The organism is Streptomyces sp. NPDC053542 (genome assembly GCF_044544685.1).
In the GTDB taxonomy this organism is placed as follows: Bacteria; Actinomycetota; Actinomycetes; order Streptomycetales; family Streptomycetaceae; genus Streptomyces.
Window position 1 is genome coordinate 108,374 of record NZ_JBITXL010000015.1, and the last position, 15,869, is coordinate 124,242.

Annotated in this window: 8 protein-coding genes; 5 read left to right on the plus strand and 3 right to left on the minus strand. The window is 74.0% G+C overall.

Annotation, left to right across the window (positions count from 1 at the left end):
* Positions 1-134 precede the first annotated feature (134 nt).
* Complete coding sequence (locus tag ACIGXO_RS33060; protein ID WP_399794268.1) at positions 135-3,773, plus strand: CDP-glycerol glycerophosphotransferase family protein; 3,639 nt, start codon at positions 135-137, stop codon at positions 3,771-3,773.
* A 16-nt stretch (positions 3,774-3,789) separates the two neighbouring features.
* Here the strand turns inward: ACIGXO_RS33060 and ACIGXO_RS33065 are convergent, their stop codons facing one another.
* From ACIGXO_RS33065 to ACIGXO_RS33075, 3 genes are all read right to left on the minus strand, one after another.
* Positions 3,790-4,731: a class I SAM-dependent methyltransferase gene (locus ACIGXO_RS33065; protein WP_399794270.1), complete on the minus strand. Its 942-nt coding sequence runs from the start codon at positions 4,729-4,731 to the stop codon at positions 3,790-3,792.
* 117 nt (positions 4,732-4,848) lie between these two features.
* Positions 4,849-6,426 (minus strand): glycosyltransferase family 39 protein, encoded by a 1,578-nt coding sequence (locus ACIGXO_RS33070; RefSeq protein ID WP_399794272.1) that lies wholly within the window; start codon positions 6,424-6,426, stop codon positions 4,849-4,851.
* Complete coding sequence (locus tag ACIGXO_RS33075) at positions 6,423-8,246, minus strand: stealth family protein (protein WP_399794337.1); 1,824 nt, start codon at positions 8,244-8,246, stop codon at positions 6,423-6,425. The genes ACIGXO_RS33070 and ACIGXO_RS33075 overlap by 4 nt, the downstream gene beginning before the upstream one ends.
* Positions 8,247-8,494: 248 nt before the next feature.
* Between ACIGXO_RS33075 and ACIGXO_RS33080 the strand changes: the two genes are divergently transcribed.
* The 4 genes from ACIGXO_RS33080 to ACIGXO_RS33095 all read left to right on the plus strand — a co-directional run bounded on the left by ACIGXO_RS33080 (position 8,495) and on the right by ACIGXO_RS33095 (position 15,846).
* Positions 8,495-9,526 carry a hypothetical protein gene (locus tag ACIGXO_RS33080; protein WP_399794274.1) on the plus strand — a complete coding sequence of 344 codons (1,032 nt, stop codon included), beginning with the start codon at positions 8,495-8,497 and terminating at the stop codon, positions 9,524-9,526.
* Positions 9,523-12,342, plus strand: a complete 2,820-nt coding sequence (locus tag ACIGXO_RS33085; RefSeq protein WP_399794276.1) for a stealth conserved region 3 domain-containing protein — start codon at positions 9,523-9,525, stop codon at positions 12,340-12,342. Before ACIGXO_RS33080 ends, ACIGXO_RS33085 begins: the two co-directional genes overlap by 4 nt.
* A gap of 26 nt (positions 12,343-12,368) precedes the next feature.
* Positions 12,369-13,373: a UDP-glucose 4-epimerase GalE gene (gene galE / locus ACIGXO_RS33090; protein WP_399794279.1), complete on the plus strand. Its 1,005-nt coding sequence runs from the start codon at positions 12,369-12,371 to the stop codon at positions 13,371-13,373.
* A gap of 157 nt (positions 13,374-13,530) precedes the next feature.
* On the plus strand, positions 13,531-15,846 hold the full coding sequence (locus tag ACIGXO_RS33095) for a CDP-glycerol glycerophosphotransferase family protein (protein ID WP_399794281.1): 2,316 nt from the start codon (positions 13,531-13,533) through the stop codon (positions 15,844-15,846).
* Positions 15,847-15,869 lie beyond the last annotated feature (23 nt).

A 15,869-nucleotide genomic window follows, 5' to 3' on the forward strand; every position in this document is an offset into this window, starting at 1 on the left:
GGCGGACGATCACGCTCCGTCCGGTTCCTCCGCCGGGGCCGGTCACTCGATCAGCGCAGCAAATGTGACGGGTGAGTCCGCATGGGGTTGGACTGGTGTCCCGTGCGTCCCCTGGAAAAGGTCTGGTCTGCTCCATGGATCCCCGGCTCACCGTCGTCATCCCGATCTACAACGTGGAGGAGTACCTCCACGAGTGCCTCGCGTCCGTGGCCGCCCAGACCCTGCGGGAGCTGGACGTGGTGATGGTCGACGACGGCTCCACCGACTCCGGGCCGGAGCTGGCCCGGGAGTTCGCCGCGCGCGACCCGCGCTTCCGGCTGGTGACGCAGGAGAACGGGGGGCTGGGGCACGCCCGCAACACCGGTGCCCGGCACGCCGATCCGCGCACCTCCTACCTCACCTTCATGGACAGCGACGACGTGCTGCCGCCGCGCGCCTACGAGGGCCTGGTCTCCCTCCTCGACGAGTCCGGCTCGGACTTCGCGACCGGCAACGTCTACCGGCTGACCACCGAGGGCCGCAGCCAGGCGTGGCAGCACAAGACGATGACCCGCACGGTCCTGGGCACCCACATCAGCCGGGACCTGACCCTGCTGGCCGACCGGGTGGCCTGGAACAAGGTCTTCCGGCGCACCTTCTGGGACCGGCACCGGCTGGCCTTCCCCGAGGGCGTGCTCTACGAGGACACCCCGCTCACCATCCCCGCGCACTTCCTCGCCGAGGCCGTCGACGTCCTCCACGAGCACGTCTACTACTGGCGCATCCGCGAGGGCTCGATCACCCGCCGCCGCACCGACGTGAAGGGCGTACGGGACCGGCTCGCCGCCGTCGACGGCGTCAGCCGCTTCCTCGCCGACCCGGACCGCACCCGCTGGACCGCGCACAAGCGCGACTACGACCGGTCCGTCCTCCTGGACGACCTGCAGTACTTCATCGACGCGCTGCCCATGGCGGGCGAGGAGTACCACCGGGTCTTCATGACCGGCGCCCGGGACTTCCTCAGCCGCATCGACCCCACCCTGTACGCCGAACTCCCCGTCGAGCAGCGCATGAAGTGGACGCTGATCCGGGAGGGCCGGCTGGAGGACCTGCTGCGGCTGCTGGAGTACCAGCACCGGAACAACTCCGGCTTCCACGTCGCGGGCCCGCCGCTGCGCAAGCGCGCGGTGCTCTCCGTCGGCGGCGGCCGGCCGATCCCGCTGCCGCCGGAGGTCACCCGGCTCACCTCCCAGGACCTGCCGGTACGGGCGCGGCTGCGGGAGGCGGTGTGGCAGGACGGCAAGCTGGTGCTGCGCGGCTACGCCTACATCCGCAACATCGCGGCTCCCGGCCGGCTGAGCTGTCTGAAGGCGGCGGTGCTGATGTCGGGCAAGCGCCGGATCGTCCTGCCGGTGCGGTCCGTGCCCGCGCCGGAGGCCACCCACAACTCCCGGCAGGAGCAGCACTGTTACGACTGGTCGGGCTTCGAGATCACAGTGGATCCGAAGCGGCTGGCCAAGGGCGGAACGTTCAGGCCGGGCCAGTGGAAGGTGGGCATCGTCGTGGCCGGGGCCGGGGTGGTCCGGCCGGCCGCGCTGCGCGCGCTGGACACCGGTTCCGGCGCGTCCCCGCTGCCGCACGAGGTGGCCGACGGGATGCGGGTGGTGCCCTGGTACAAGGACGGACGGCTGCATCTGTCGGTGGAGCGGACCGTGCGGCGGCTGGCCGGGCAGCGCCCGGTGGGCGACGGCGCGGCCGAGCTGACCGTGCGGGACGCCTCGGCCAACGCGCCGGTGGCGCTGCGGCTGACCTGCCGCGGCACGGACGAACGCCTCGAACGGCCCCTCACGGAGGCGGACATCACCGCCGAGGGCACGGGCCACCGCCTCACCCTGCGCATCGACCCGGCCGAGCTGGCCGGACCGGCCACGGACGAGGCCGCCACGGGTGCCGGGCAGGAGGGCGCCGCCACCTGGGATCCCGTACTGGTCTACGCGGACGGCAGGACGGCCCGGATCGCGGCCGACCCCACGGCGCCGGCCGGGAGGCAGGTCGACGGCGGCGGCCGGGAGCTGGTGGTCACCGCCACCGCTGCCGGCAACCTCGTGCTGCACCTCCGCGCCCCCGAGCCGTTCGCCGACCGGCTCGCGTGGCGGCCCGACGGGTCGCTGGAGGTCGCGGGGCGCCTGCCGGGCGCGGCCGGGCGCGTAACGCCCCTCGCGGCCGTGCTGCGGCACAGCCGGTACGCCGCCGAGGCGGTCTTCCCCGCCACCCGGGACGGCGAGCGGTTCACGGCCGTACTGCGGCCCGCCGCCGTCCCCACCTGCGGCGGCGACCGGCCGCTGGGCGAGGGCCGCTGGTACCTCTTCCTGCGCACGGCGGACCCGGCGGGCACCGCCGACGCGGTCGGCCCGGGCGCCGAGTACGACACGGAAGCGGCGGACGACACGGCCGCCGGGACGATCAGCGACGCGGTCGGCCCGGACACCGGCGGCGGCCGGCACGGCGCGGGTGATCTGCCCGTACGGCTGTGCCCCACGCTCTTCGCCGCGCTGCCCGCGGCCTGCCCGGCGGCGCCCCGGCCGCTCACCGTGGACCGCCGCTTCCACGACCGGCTCTTCGTCGAGGCGGGCCCCGCGGTGCCGGACGCGGACCGCGGCCCGTACCGGCAGCGGCTGCTGCGCGAGGAGCACTACCCGCGGCGCCGCTCCCGCCCGCTGCGCGAGACGGTCCTGTTCAGCAGCTTCGACGGGCGCTGCGGCGGCGACTCACCGCGCGCCCTGCACCGGGAGCTGGCGCGCCGCGACCCGGGCGCCGAACACCTGTGGGTGGTCCGCGACGCCCGTACGCACGTGCCCGAGGGCGCCCGACCGGTGCTGCTGGGCAGCACTGAGTGGCACGAGGCGCTGGCCCGCAGCCGGCGCATCGTCACCAACACCCACCTCCCGGAGTGGTTCGTCCGCCGGCCGGGCCAGCGGGTCCTGCAGACCTGGCACGGCACCCCGGTCAAGCGCATCGGCACCGACCTGGCCGGCACGCTCTGCGCCGACCTGGTCCACCTCTGGCCGCAGCCGCGCCGCGGCCACCAGTGGAGCGTGCTGCTCTCCCCCAACGCGCACAGCACGTCCCTGCTGGGCCGGAGCCTGGGGTACGAGGGGGAGATCCACGAGACCGGCCTGCCGCGCACCGACGTACTGGTCAACGGAGACCGCGACAAGCCGGCCCGGCGGGTACGGGAGCGCATCGGCATCCCCGCGGACAAGAAGGTGGTGCTGTACGCGCCGACGCAGCGGGACGACAAGGCGTACGACGCGGACCACTACCAGCTGCACCTGCCGCTGGACGTCGCGCACGCCAGGGCGGCGCTCGGCGGCAGCCACGTCCTGCTGCTGCGCAGCCATCCGCTGGTCGCCGACAGGGTGCCGGGCGGGGCGGACGGCTTCGTGCGGGACGTGACCGACTTCCCGGACGCGATGGAGCTGCTGCTGGCCGCCGACGTGCTGGTGACGGACTACTCCTCGCTGGCGGTGGACTTCGCCAACACCGGGCGGCCCATCCTGTTCCTGACGCCGGATCTGGAGCACTTCCGGGACACCGTGCGCGGCTTCACCTTCGACTTCGAGGCCGAGGCGCCGGGGCCGCTGCTGCGGGACACCGGGGAGCTGGTGGACGCGCTGCGCGACCTGGACGGGGTCGCGTGGCGCAGCGGGGACGCGTACGCGCGGTTCCGTGCGGCGTACTGCGCGCGGGACGACGGGCGGGCCACGGCCCGGGCCGCGGACCTGCTGGACTGAGGCCCCCGGCCCGGGATCAGCGGCGCCGCAGGCGCCGGAGGCCCTTGGGCCGGCGCAGTGCCGCCTCGGCCTCGCTCGCGGCGGCAGCGGCGCGCGCGTCACTCTCCTCGCGGCGCCGCCGGATCTCCTCGGCCGCGCGCTCCTCGGCCCGCAGCACTTCGTAGTGCCGGGACCGCGGCGGCTCGGGCAGGGCCGGGCCGCGGTCGCCGACCAGGCGCAGCACGCGGTGCCCGGCGATGGTCTGGAGGTCGGCGTGGCAGTCGGCGCGGCCGACGATCTCCAGGATCAGCGCCTCCTGCCACGGCGCCGGGTCGCCCCAGGTGCCGTAGAACTTGCAGCGGCTCAGGCAGATGGGCCGCAGCCCCTCGGTGAACAGCGCCTCCCAGACGGCGGCCGAGACGCCCGGCGTGTGCTCGGAGCGGAAGTCGTCCAGCACGACCACTCCTTCGGGTGACAGCACGCGGCGCGCCGTCGCGATGTCGCCGCGTACGTGGTCGTACAGGTGCGAGGCGTCGACGTGCACGAAGCGGCAGCTGCCCGGGGCGACCTTGTCGGGGACGAGCGAGGTGGGGCCCTGGATGACCGTGGGCAGCTCGTCGTGGAAGGAGAGGTAATTCGCCTCGAAAGCGCGGCGGCTGAGCGTCGCGTAGGAGCGCTGCATTTCTTCGTCGTTGGCCGCGTCCCCGGCCGGGGAATCGAAGAGGTCGCAGACCGTGAATTCCTCCCGGGGGTTGAGGTAACGGCCCAGGAAAGCGGCGCTCTTTCCCAGGTACACGCCCATTTCCAGCAGGTCGCCGCGCACGCCGGAGCGGGCCTGGTGGGTCAGCAGCCAGTCGAAGAGCACCTGGTCCTGGTCGAAGAACCAGCCCTTGACGTCCGCGAGCGTGCCGGGGCGCGGCAGCCCCGTGCCCGCCGCTCCGGCGGGTGCGGCGACGGTCTCGGTGTGCAGTGGGGTCATGTCCGGCCTCTCGACGGAAATCGCGGCGGCAGACATTAGCCGCGGGACGGCCGGAATTCCGGAATGCGGCCGGTGGTCGGCGCGTAAGAGGTACTCCGGAGAAGTACTGCGCCGCGCTCAGTCCCGCCGTACGAAGAGGGCGACATTGGCACCGGGCCCGTCCAGCCAGTACCGCTGCGCGCAGCACGCGTGCAGCAGCCGCCATTTGGCCATTTCCCGGGCGTTGTGGCGAAACCACCGGGTGCGGTCCACGCCGTCGGCGGCGACCAGCCAGACCCGGCCGGTGCGGCCCAGCCGCGCGCGGATCTCCCGCGGCGGCGCCTCCCGCCCGTAGAGCGTGCCCGACTCCGCGCCCGGGACGCCGAGCGTGAGGTCCGTCAGCCCGGCGAACTGCTCCGGGTAGGCGAGGCGTACCCGGCGGGCGTAGGTGGGCACGAAGAAGACGCCGTCCCCGGGCGCGGCGCGGCGCGCGACGGCCGCCGCCACGGCCGCGAGGTCGTCCGGGCGGCCGGTCCGCAGCCGTTCGCGCTGCTGGGCGGGGAGCTGGCACAGGAACGCCGCGGCGACCGCGGCCGCGCCCGCTGCCGCCACCACGCGCGGCGGCAGCCGCCGGGACCGCCGTACGGCCACCGCGGCCACCAGCCGCTCGGCCCCGGCCGCCGCGGCCAGCGCCACGCCCGGCAGCGAGAAGAGCAGATAGCGGTCGAGGAAGACCGGGTACCACTGGGAGGCCACGAAGAGCAGGGCGGGCGGCAGCAGGGCGAGCGGCAGCGCGACGGCGGACAGGCCGAGCGGGCCGCGGCGCGGCAGCGGATACCGCGCCGCCACCGCCAGCAGCAGGCACACCGCCACGAGGACCGGCAGGGACGGCCCGGCGAACGACCGCAGCAGCAGCCAGGCGGCGCGCAGCCCCGGCGGGTACAGCCAGTTCAGCTGGTGGCTCTGGCCACGGGACAGCGCCACGAGGGGCAGCAGCGCGAGGGCCACCGCGCAGGCCGCGGCCGCCCAGCGCGACCACACCGCGCGCGGCACCCGCGAGACCAGCAGCGTCAGCGCGTGCGCGGCGAGCAGCAGCACGGCGCACTCGTGGAGCAGCGCGGTGAGCGCCGTGACCGCCGCGTAGGCCGTCCAGTCCCGCGCCCGGCCGCGCCGTACGGCGCTCGTCAGCAGCAGCGTGGCGAGCGCGGCGCCGGCCGTGACCAGCGCGTAGGAGCGGGCCTCCTGCGCGTAGTGGCTCACCGTGGGGAAGGCGGCGAAGAGCAGCCCGGCCCACAGGCCGACGCGCGGCGCGGCCAGCCGGCTGCCCGTCAGCGCCACCAGCCCGGCCGCGGCCGTCGCGCCGAGCACGGACGGCAGCCGCAGCGCGCTCTCGCCGCCGCCCAGCAGCGCGCGGACGCCGTGCATCAGGGCGTAGTACAGGCCGTGCACCGCATCGGCGGTGCCGAGCAGGTGCCACAGCTGCGGCAGCGAGCGGCCCGCGAGCTGCGCGGTGGCCGCCTCGTCCCGCCACAGCGTGCCCCGGTCCAGCCCCCACAGGCCCAGCGCGAGCATGACGGCGCACGGGACGAGGACGGCGACGAGGGTGGCGCGGCGCCGCGCGGGCGTCCCGCCGCGCACGGTCAGCGGGGCACGGCCGCCCGGCGCCGCGGACGGTGGCCGCTCCTCCTCGGGGTCGGCGACGCCCGGTCCGCTCATGGCTCCGGCAGCTCGTACGGGCTGGGCAGCGGGAAGTACGCCTCCAGGAACGGCCGGAGCAGCGCCAGCTGGTCCGCCAGGTCGGTCTCCTCCGACAGGGTGTCGTTGAGGCAGAAGACGTCCCGGTCGCGGCGGGCGAGCAGCCGGTCCAGCCGGTTGGCGGCGCTCGGCCGGGAGAGGTCGAGGTAGGAGTAGGCGATGTCGGCGGGCAGCGCGCGGCCGGTGTGGAAGGCGTAGTAGTGGTGCAGCGAGGACGGGATGGAGATGTCGTCCATGCTGCGGAAGCGGTGCGCGGCGGTCGCCCGGTGCTCAGTACCGAACTCCCGCTCGATCTCCGCCAGCACGCTGCGCCGCAGGGCGTGCGGGACGTGCTTCATCTTCTGCACCGGTGTGGTGCCGAAGCGGGCCTCGATGAGCGCACGGTTGTTCTTGCCCGCGACGGACACCGGGACGTCGTCGTCACCGGGCGGGCCGAGCGGCACCAGCGCGGGCGAGGGGAAGTACTTCGTCAGCCCGTTGGCCAGGAAGAAGTCGTGCGGCGACGCCTCCCGGCCGAGGAAGACGTCGTCGTTGAAGTAGAGGAAGTGCTCCGAGAGGCCCTCGATGTGGTGCAGCTGGCTCTCGATGGCGTGCGAGTTGAACGTCGGCAGCACGCTCGTGTCGGTGAATATCTCGCGGTGGCTGACGACCTTCACGCGCGGGTGAGCGGTGTTCAGCCAGGGCGGTACCTGGTCGTCGGTGACGAGGTAGATGTCGCGCACCCAGGGCGCGTACATGTCCAGCGAGCGCAGCGAATAGCGCAGCTCGTCGCGGTTGGCGTAGCGCGCGGCGTTGGCCGCCTCGTCGTGGTACGCCTGCCCGGTGTACTTGGCGCGGCGCTCCAGCCAGGCCGGGTCGGCGCCGTCCACCCAGGTGTAGACGACGTCGACGGGGAAGGTGATGTCGCCGGGCAGCGGGACGGTGAAGTCGCGGTAGGTGGCCACCCGCGGGGTGCGGTCGTCGCCCGACCCGTTGGGGCAGGTGAAGAGCGCGGCGGGGACGGTGGTCCGGTGCCCGTCCGCCGGTACCCACTCGGTGACGGCGTTCCGCCGCGGGGCGATCAGCCGGTCCCCCTCGCGCGGCCAGAACTCCACGTCGCAGCCGTACGCCTCGTCCAGCACGAGCGAGCGGCCGGGGTCGGTACGGAACCAGGTGACGCGGAACAGCCCGGCGCGCCCGGCCCGGTGCCAGCCGCCGGAGTCGTAACCGGGCGACGTGTGCCGGACCTCGTTGCCCGGGGCCAGCAGGGAGACGTAGCCGGGCAGCGCGCGGCAGCGGGCGGCCAGCGCGGCGAGCGCGCGCGGGCCGTCCTCCTCGGCCACCGCGACCACGCCCCGCCCGCGCTCCTTGCCGCGTACGCAGAAGTGGCCGACGCCGGCCTGCTCCAGGGTCTCGGTGACGGTGACGAGGTTGTCGCGGCGGGCCCGGGCGGGTGAGAGGTCGTGCTGCACGAGAGCGATGCGCGGGTGCCCGTCGGCCATCGCGACGGCCCGGCCGGGCCCGGCGGCGAGCGCGCGGTGGGCGAGCGCCACGCCCCGGGTGCGCAGCCCTTCGAGGTGCCGGGCCGTCGCCAGCCAGCTGACCTGCTGCTTTATGCGGCGGCGCAGCTCCGGCGTGGAGCGGGTCGCGATGGCCCGCCGCAGGTGTTCCGGCACCGCCTTGCGGTAGACCGACACCAGCGTCGACGCCTCCGGGTTGATCCGCCGCACCGTCCCCGCGGCGCGGCGGGCACCCGGATGCCGTACCGGCCGGCGGCGTGGCTCGGCGGTCCGCTGTCCCATCTGTGCACTCACTCCGGTCTCCCCCTTCGCGTCTCCCCGCGTTCCGGTCATTTACCCCTATGGGCGTTTGATGCAACTATGACGCCGTACGTCCTGGTACACATCCCCTGTACACCCGGACCTCCATGGGTGCTCACGCCCCCACGGGGGAGGCTCACTCAAGGGATGACTCGCCAGGGGACAAAAAGGATGCACTGCCACGTGCCCAACGGGCGCCCCGCGTCCCACGGAAGGGAGCACCGGCCGCCATGGATCACGCCCTGCTGTCCCGAGCGGTGCGCGCCGGCCGCCGCGCCCGCCGCGCGGCGGCCGGCGTACGCCGCCGCATCGAGCGCGTCGACACCGTCCCGGTGCTCGCCGCACGGCTGCGCCCGCGGCCCGTCCTGCGCCCCGTCCACCTCTCCGTCCTGGGCGGCCGCACCCTGAACGTGGCGGTGCGTTACCCCCGCCGCGCCCACGGGATCGGTACCGCGCTGCTCCATCTGGACCACCGCGGCCACCGCCGGACCGCCCCGCTGGCCCCCGAGCTCCAGCCCGACGGCACCCTGCTGCTCACCGCCACGGTCCCGCTCCACTTCGCCCCGCACGACGAGCCCGCCGAGTACGCCGAGCCCGGCGCCCTCGCGCTGGGCCCCGGCATCTGGCGGCTGTCCCTGGCCGTGACGGACACGGCGGGCCGGGAGATCCTGGCCGGCCTCGGCGCGGCCCTGCCCCGCACCGCCGGCGGGCCGACCCTCCCGCACTCCCCCGACCCCGGCAGCGGCGCCCTCTTCCGCCCCGTGCGCTCGCCCGACAGACATGCGCTGCTCAAGGTGACGGCCCCGGCGCCGCAGGCCGAACTGGTCGCGCTCGGCCTGCGCTGGGACCGCGTCACCGTGCAGGTACGGCTGGTCGGCCCGCTGCCGCGGCACGCCGTCTGGACGGCCGAGGCCGTCCGCCAGGGCACCGGCGGAGTGGTGCTGCCGATGCCGCTGGAGCAGCGCGGGGGCCACCTCACGGCCGATCTGCCGCTGCCCGCGATGGCCGCCGACGGACACGTCCAGCACACCTGGGAGGTGCGGCTGCGGTCCGGGCGGACCCGGCTGAAGGTCGGCCGCCGGCTGACCGACGTCCGCAGCCCGAAGCGGGTCTTCCGCACGCCCTACCGGTCCATAGCGCTCGCGGACGGCCGGCTGCTGCGGGTGCACGCCCACTTCTCCGCCGCCGGGACCCTCGCCGTCAGCTGCGCCGCGTACGCGACACCCGCCCGCGCCCACGAGATCTCGGAGGACCGGCCATGAGGATCACGTTCCTGCTCACCCTCGGCGACGAGATGGGCGGCACGGAAATGGCCGCGTACACCCAGGCGGCCCACCTCGCCGCGCGCCACGACGTCGAGGTGCTGAGCGTCTTCCGCACCCACGCCGAGCCGTTCTTCCCCGCCGCCCGGGACATCCGGCGCCGCTATCTGATCGACCGGACCGGGCCGTACGAGCGGCCGGTGCGGGCCAGCGCCCTGGACGAGGCGGCCTGCCGCACGCTGGCCGCCCTCCCCAGCGAGCTGATCAAGCCGGCCTGGGAACACACCTTCAACCAGCTCTCGGACATCGAGCTGAGCGCCGCCATCGCCGCGCTGGACACCGACGTCCTGGTCACGACGACGCCCGCGCTCATGGCGGCGGCCGCGCAGCTCGTGCAGGGCCGGGTGATCACCGTGCACCAGGAGCACCGCGCCTCCCAGCTGCGCGGGGTCAGCGGCGAGCCGCTGCTGATGTACGCACCGCGGATCGACGCGCTGGTCTCGCTGACCGAGCGCACCGAGGAGTGGTTCCGCGAGTCCCTCGGCCCGGCCGCGCCCGAGCTCGTCACCATTCCCAACGCGCTGCCCGACGGCTACCGTCCCCGCTCCGACCTCACGGGCCGCCTCGTCGTGGCCGCCGCCCGGCTGACGCCCGAGAAGCAGCTCGACCACGCCGTACGGGCCTTCGCGCTGGCCGCGGAGGACCACCCGGACTGGCGGCTGCGGATCTTCGGCGACGGCCCGCAGGCGGTGCGGCTGCGCCAGCTGATCGACGGCCTCGCCCTGCACGACCGGGTGGAACTGCTCGGCCGGACACCGGACATGGCGGCCGAGTGGGCGAAGGCGAGCCTGTGCCTGCTGCCGTCGCGCAACGAGGCGTTCGGGCTGGTGCTGGTCGAGGCGTTCGCGGCCGGGGTGCCGGCGATCGCGTACGACATCGTCACCGGCCCCGCCGAGATCATCCGGCACGGCGTGGACGGGCTGCTCGTGCCGCCCGCCGACGTCGAAGCGCTGGCCGCGGCGCTCGGCGAACTGATGGGTGATCAGGAGCGTTTGAGGGCGTACGGGAACGCCGCGCGCGCGGGCGTGTACGAGCGCTTCTCCGGCGCGCGGGTCACCGCCGAGTGGGAGCGGCTCTTCGAGAAGCTGGTGGCCCGCCGCGACGGCCCGGACCGGCTCGCCGCCCGCGCCGACCGCACCGCGCTGCGCATCGCGGCCGGCGGCGGCCGGGCGTTCAGCGTGGCGGCCCCGCACGGCGGCCCGCTCGCCGCCTCCGCCGACGCGCAGAAGGCCCGCGAAGTCCTGCTCAAGGCCCAGGACCGGACGGGCCGGCTGGTGCGGTCCGCCGGGCGCCTCGCCGAGCTGCGCGACGACCTCACCGCGCCGCAGGTCGCCGACCGCAACCTGGAGCTGGCCACCGACGCGCTCACGGCACACGGCATCGGCTACGTCCTGCTGCGCGACGACGCGCTCGCGCACCGGATCGCGGTGGCCGTGGAGGACCGGGAGCGGACGCTGGCCGCGCTCGCCGAGGAGCTGGCCGGCGAGCCGGTGTACGGCGAGCTGGTCTCGCCGCGCGGCCACGCGCCGGGCGCGCTGCTGGCCGAGCGGCTGCGGGAGGCCGGCGAGGTCGCGGGGGTACGCGTCTTCAAGCCCGTGACCAGCGAGAGCCGCACACTGCGGTACGGCCCCGGCTTCGGCTGCACGGTGGAGTTCTGGGCCGAGGACGAGGACGGCTGGCGGGAGGCCCCGCGCGGCACGACCCTCCTCGGGCCGCGGCTGCCCAGCCTGGAGCCGACCGCCAAGTGGCGGGTCGCGGACCGGGACCACCCCACGCTCGCCGCCTTCACCGACACCCTGATGTGGGACATCGACTTCCCCGTCGACGTCGTCTACACCTGGGTCGACGACGCCGATCCGGCCTGGCGGGAGCGGCGGGACGCGGCGCTGCGGGCGGCCGGCTTCGCCACGGACGGCGTGGACAGCAGCGACGCGCGCTTCCGCAGCCGCGACGAACTGCGGCACTCGCTCCGCTCCCTGGCGATGTACGCGCCCTGGGTCCGCACCGTCCACCTCGTCACCGACGACCAGGTGCCCGACTGGCTGAACACCGCGCACCCGGGCCTGAAGGTGGTCGACCACCGGGAGCTGTTCGCCGACCCGTCCCTGCTGCCGACCTTCAACTCGCACGCCATCGAGAGCCAGCTGCACCGCATCGAGGGCCTGTCCGAGCAGTTCCTGTACATCAACGACGACGTGTTCTTCGGCCGCCCGGTGCCCCCGTCGGCGTTCTTCCACAGCAACGGCACCGCGCACTTCTTCCGCTCGCCCACCGCGGTACCGCCCGGCGAGGTCACCCCGGACGACGAGGGCTACTTCGCCGCCGCCAAGAACAACCGGGCGCTGCTGAAGCGGGAGTTCGGCCGGGTCGCCACGCACGGCTTCCTGCACGCCCCGCACCCGCTGCGGCGCAGCGTCCTCGCGGAGCTCGCCGATCGCTTCCCCGAGGAGGTGGCGGCGACGGCGGGCAGCCGCTTCCGGGCGCGTACCGATCTCTCCATCGCTTCGTCCCTGCACCACTACTACGGATATCTGACCGGGAAGTCGACGCCCGCGACCATTTCCTGCTCGTTCGCGAACGCCGGCCGCTACGACCACCACACTGTTCTCAGCCGCCTGCTCGCCACCCGCAGCCACAGCGTCTTCTGCATCGGGGACTCCGCCGACGCCGAGGTGCCGGCCGCCGAGCAGGACCGGGTGGTGCGTGCCTTCCTGGGCGCGTACTTCCCCGTACCGTCGCCGTACGAGCGCGGCTGACCGGAGCAGAAGGAGCGAGGAGCGAGATGACCTGGCTGATCACTGGTGGCGCGGGCTACATCGGCGCGCACGTGGTGCGCGCGATGACCGGCGCGGGCGAGCGCGCGGTCGTCCTGGACAACCTGTCCACGGGCGTGGCGGAGCGGGTGCCCGAGGACGTGCCGCTGATCGTCGGGTCGACGCTGGACCGCGGGCTGCTGGACCGCACGATCAGCGAGCACGAGGTCACCGGGGTGGTGCACCTGGCGGCGAAGAAGCAGGTCGCCGAGTCGGTGGAGCTGCCGCTGCTGTACTACCGGGAGAACGTGCAGGGGCTGCGGACGCTGCTGGAGGCGGTGGTGGCGGGCGGCGTCGGCCGCTTCGTCTTCTCCTCGTCCGCCGCGGTCTACGGGATGCCGGACGCGGACCTGGTCGCCGGGACCGGGCTGGTCACCGAGGACATGCCGTGCGCGCCGATGAGCCCGTACGGCGAGACGAAGCTGGCGGGCGAGTGGCTGACCCGCGCCGCGGGCCGGGCGCACGGCATCTCCACCGCCTGCCTGCGCTACTTCAACGTCGCGGGCGCCGCCTCCCCCGAGCTCGCCGACACCGGCGTCTTCAACATCGTCCCGATGGTCTTCGAGAAGCTCACCGAGGGCGCGGCGCCGCTGATCTTCGGCGCCGACTACGACACCCCCGACGGCACCTGTGTCCGGGACTACATCCATGTCGAGGACCTGGCCGACGCGCACCTCGCGGCCGCGCGCAAGCTCGGCGAGCGCGGCCCGGTCCGCGACCTGACGCTCAACATCGGGCGCGGCGAGGGCGTGTCCGTCCGCGAGATGATCGACCTGATCGCGGAGGTCACCGGCTACCGGGACCGCCCGGCGGAGATCACCGCGCGGCGGCCCGGCGACCCGGCGCGGGTGGTCGCGGCCGCCGACCGGATCACGGCCGAGCTGGGCTGGAAGGCCCGGCACGACGTACGCGACATGATCGCTTCGGCCTGGGCGGGCTGGCTGCTGCACCACCCGGAAGCCCGCCGCGCCTGAAGCCCCGCCAGAAGCGGCGGCTGAACAGAGTCCGTACTTTTCTCACAGGCCGGACAACCAACTCCTCATCACTCCCGTCTCACAGGTAGCGGACAGCCCTCTCATTCCGGGCATTCCACTGTCCGCGCCTGGTTCGATACGAGGAGTAGTTACCGCAATGCCCAGCTCCACCGCTGTGCCGCGCTTCAGCATCGTCGTCCCCGTCTTCAAGGTGCAGGGCTACCTCCGCGCCTGCCTGGACTCGGTCCTGACCCAGACGTACGGCGACTTCGAGGTCGTCGCGGTGGACGACCGCTCGCCGGACGGCTCCGGGGCGATCCTCGACGAGTACGCGGCCCGGGACCCGCGCGTGATCCCGCTGCACCTCGCCGAGAACAAGGGCATCGGCAACGCCCGCAACGAGGGCGTGGCGCACGCCCGCGGCGACTACCTCCTCTTCCTCGACAGCGACGACACGCTGCTGCCCGACGCGCTGGAGTCCATAGCCGGCCGGCTGGCGGCGACCGAGGACCCCGACGTCCTGGTCTACGACTACGCGCGCACCTTCTGGTGGGGCGAGGCGAAGCGCAACCGCGACGCCGAAGTACTGTCCGCGCCCGGCCCCGAGGTCGGCACCATCGACGACCGGCCCGAGCTGCTGCGCCTGTTCACCGTCGTGTGGAACAAGGCGTACCGCCGGGACTTCTACCTCGCCGGCGGTTTCAGCTTCCCCGACGGCTTCTACGAGGACGCGGTCGTCGTCTACGAGTCGCTCTTCAGTGCCGAGCGCATCGCGCTGCTGGACCAGGTCTGCGTGCACTACCGGCAGCGCCGCCAGGGCAACGCGCTGCGCACCCCCAGCCGGGAGCACTTCGCCGCCTTCGACCAGTACGAGCGGCTGTTCGCGTTCCTCGAGGAGCGGCCGGGGCTGCACCGCTGGCGCGCCTTCCTCTTCGAGCACATGATCGACCACTATCTCTTCATCCTGGCCCGCCCCGACCGGGTGCCGGCCGCGGCCCGCGCGGAGTTCTTCCGCCGTGCGGCGCAGCACTACCGCCGCTACCTGCCCGCGGACTTCGTCCGCCCCAAGGGCGTGATGGGCATCCAGTACGACGCGCTCGCGCGCGGCTCGTTCCCCGCCTACACCGCGCTGAAGCTGGCCGCGCGGGGCCGCAAGAAGGCGGCCGGGCGGCTGAGGAAGGTCAAGCACACCCTCGGCAAGCAGGCGTACGCGCGCCTCTACCAGCTCCAGCTGCACCGCCCCCTCGACCCGCACCTCGCCGTCTACGCCGCGTACTGGAACCGCACCCCCGCCTGCAATCCGCTCGCGATCTACGAGAAGGCCAAGGAGCTGGCGCCGCACGTCCACGGCGTGTGGGTGATCAAGAAGGGCATGGAGGACACCCTCCCCGAGGGCGCCGACCACGTGATCGTGAACTCGCCGCGCTACTGGGAGGTGATGGCGCGCGCCACGTACCTCGTCAACAACGTCAACTTCGCCGACGGCATCGTCAAGCGTCCCGGGCAGATCCATCTCCAGACCCACCACGGCACCCCGCTCAAGCGGATGGGCATCGACCAGCAGCGGTACCCGGCGGCCGCCAAGGGCATGAGCATGCGCAAGCTGCTGCAGCGCGCCGACCGCTGGGACTTCAGCGTCTCCTCCAACCAGCACACCACCGAGCAGTGGGAGCGGGTCTACCCCTGCGCCTTCCAGTCGCTGGACACCGGTTACCCGCGCAACGACGTGTATTACCGCGCCACCGCGGCCGACGTCCTGGACATCCGCGCCCGCCTGGGCATCGCCCCCGGCCGCACCGCCGTCCTGTACGCGCCCACCGTCCGCGACTACCAGACCGGCTACGTCCCCCGGATGGACCTGGAGCGCGTCACCCGCGAACTGGGCCCCGACGTGGTGTTGCTGGTCCGCACGCACTACTTCTACGGCGAGCACCCCCGGCTGGCCGAGCTCCAGGAACAGGGCGCGCTGATCGATGTCTCCCGCCACCCCTCCGTCGAGGAGCTGTGCCTGGCCGCCGACGCGCTGATCACGGACTATTCGTCGATCATGTTCGACTACGCCAACCTCGACCGGCCGATCATCACGTACGCGGACGACTGGGACGTGTACGTGAAGTCCCGCGGCGTCACCTTCGACCTGCTCTCCGGCGCGCCGGGCGACACCCCCGGCATCGTCGCCACCACCGAGGACGAACTGATCGCCGCCTTCCGCGACGGCAGCTGGGACGGCGAGGAGGCCGCGGCCCGCCGCGCCGCGTTCCGCGCCCGCTTCTGCCAGTGGGACGACGGCCACGCGGCGGAACGCGTGGTCCGCCGGGTCTTCCTGGGACAGGAGGCGACGCCGGAGGTCGTACCGCTCGCGGAACGCGCGGTGGCCCCGACCCCGCGCGAGGCGGCGAAGGTCACCGGTACCGCGGTGACCACCACCCTGCCGGTACAGGAGGACGCGTCGGACATGGACCTGGCAGGCTGAGGGGCGGCGATACCGGGGCCCGT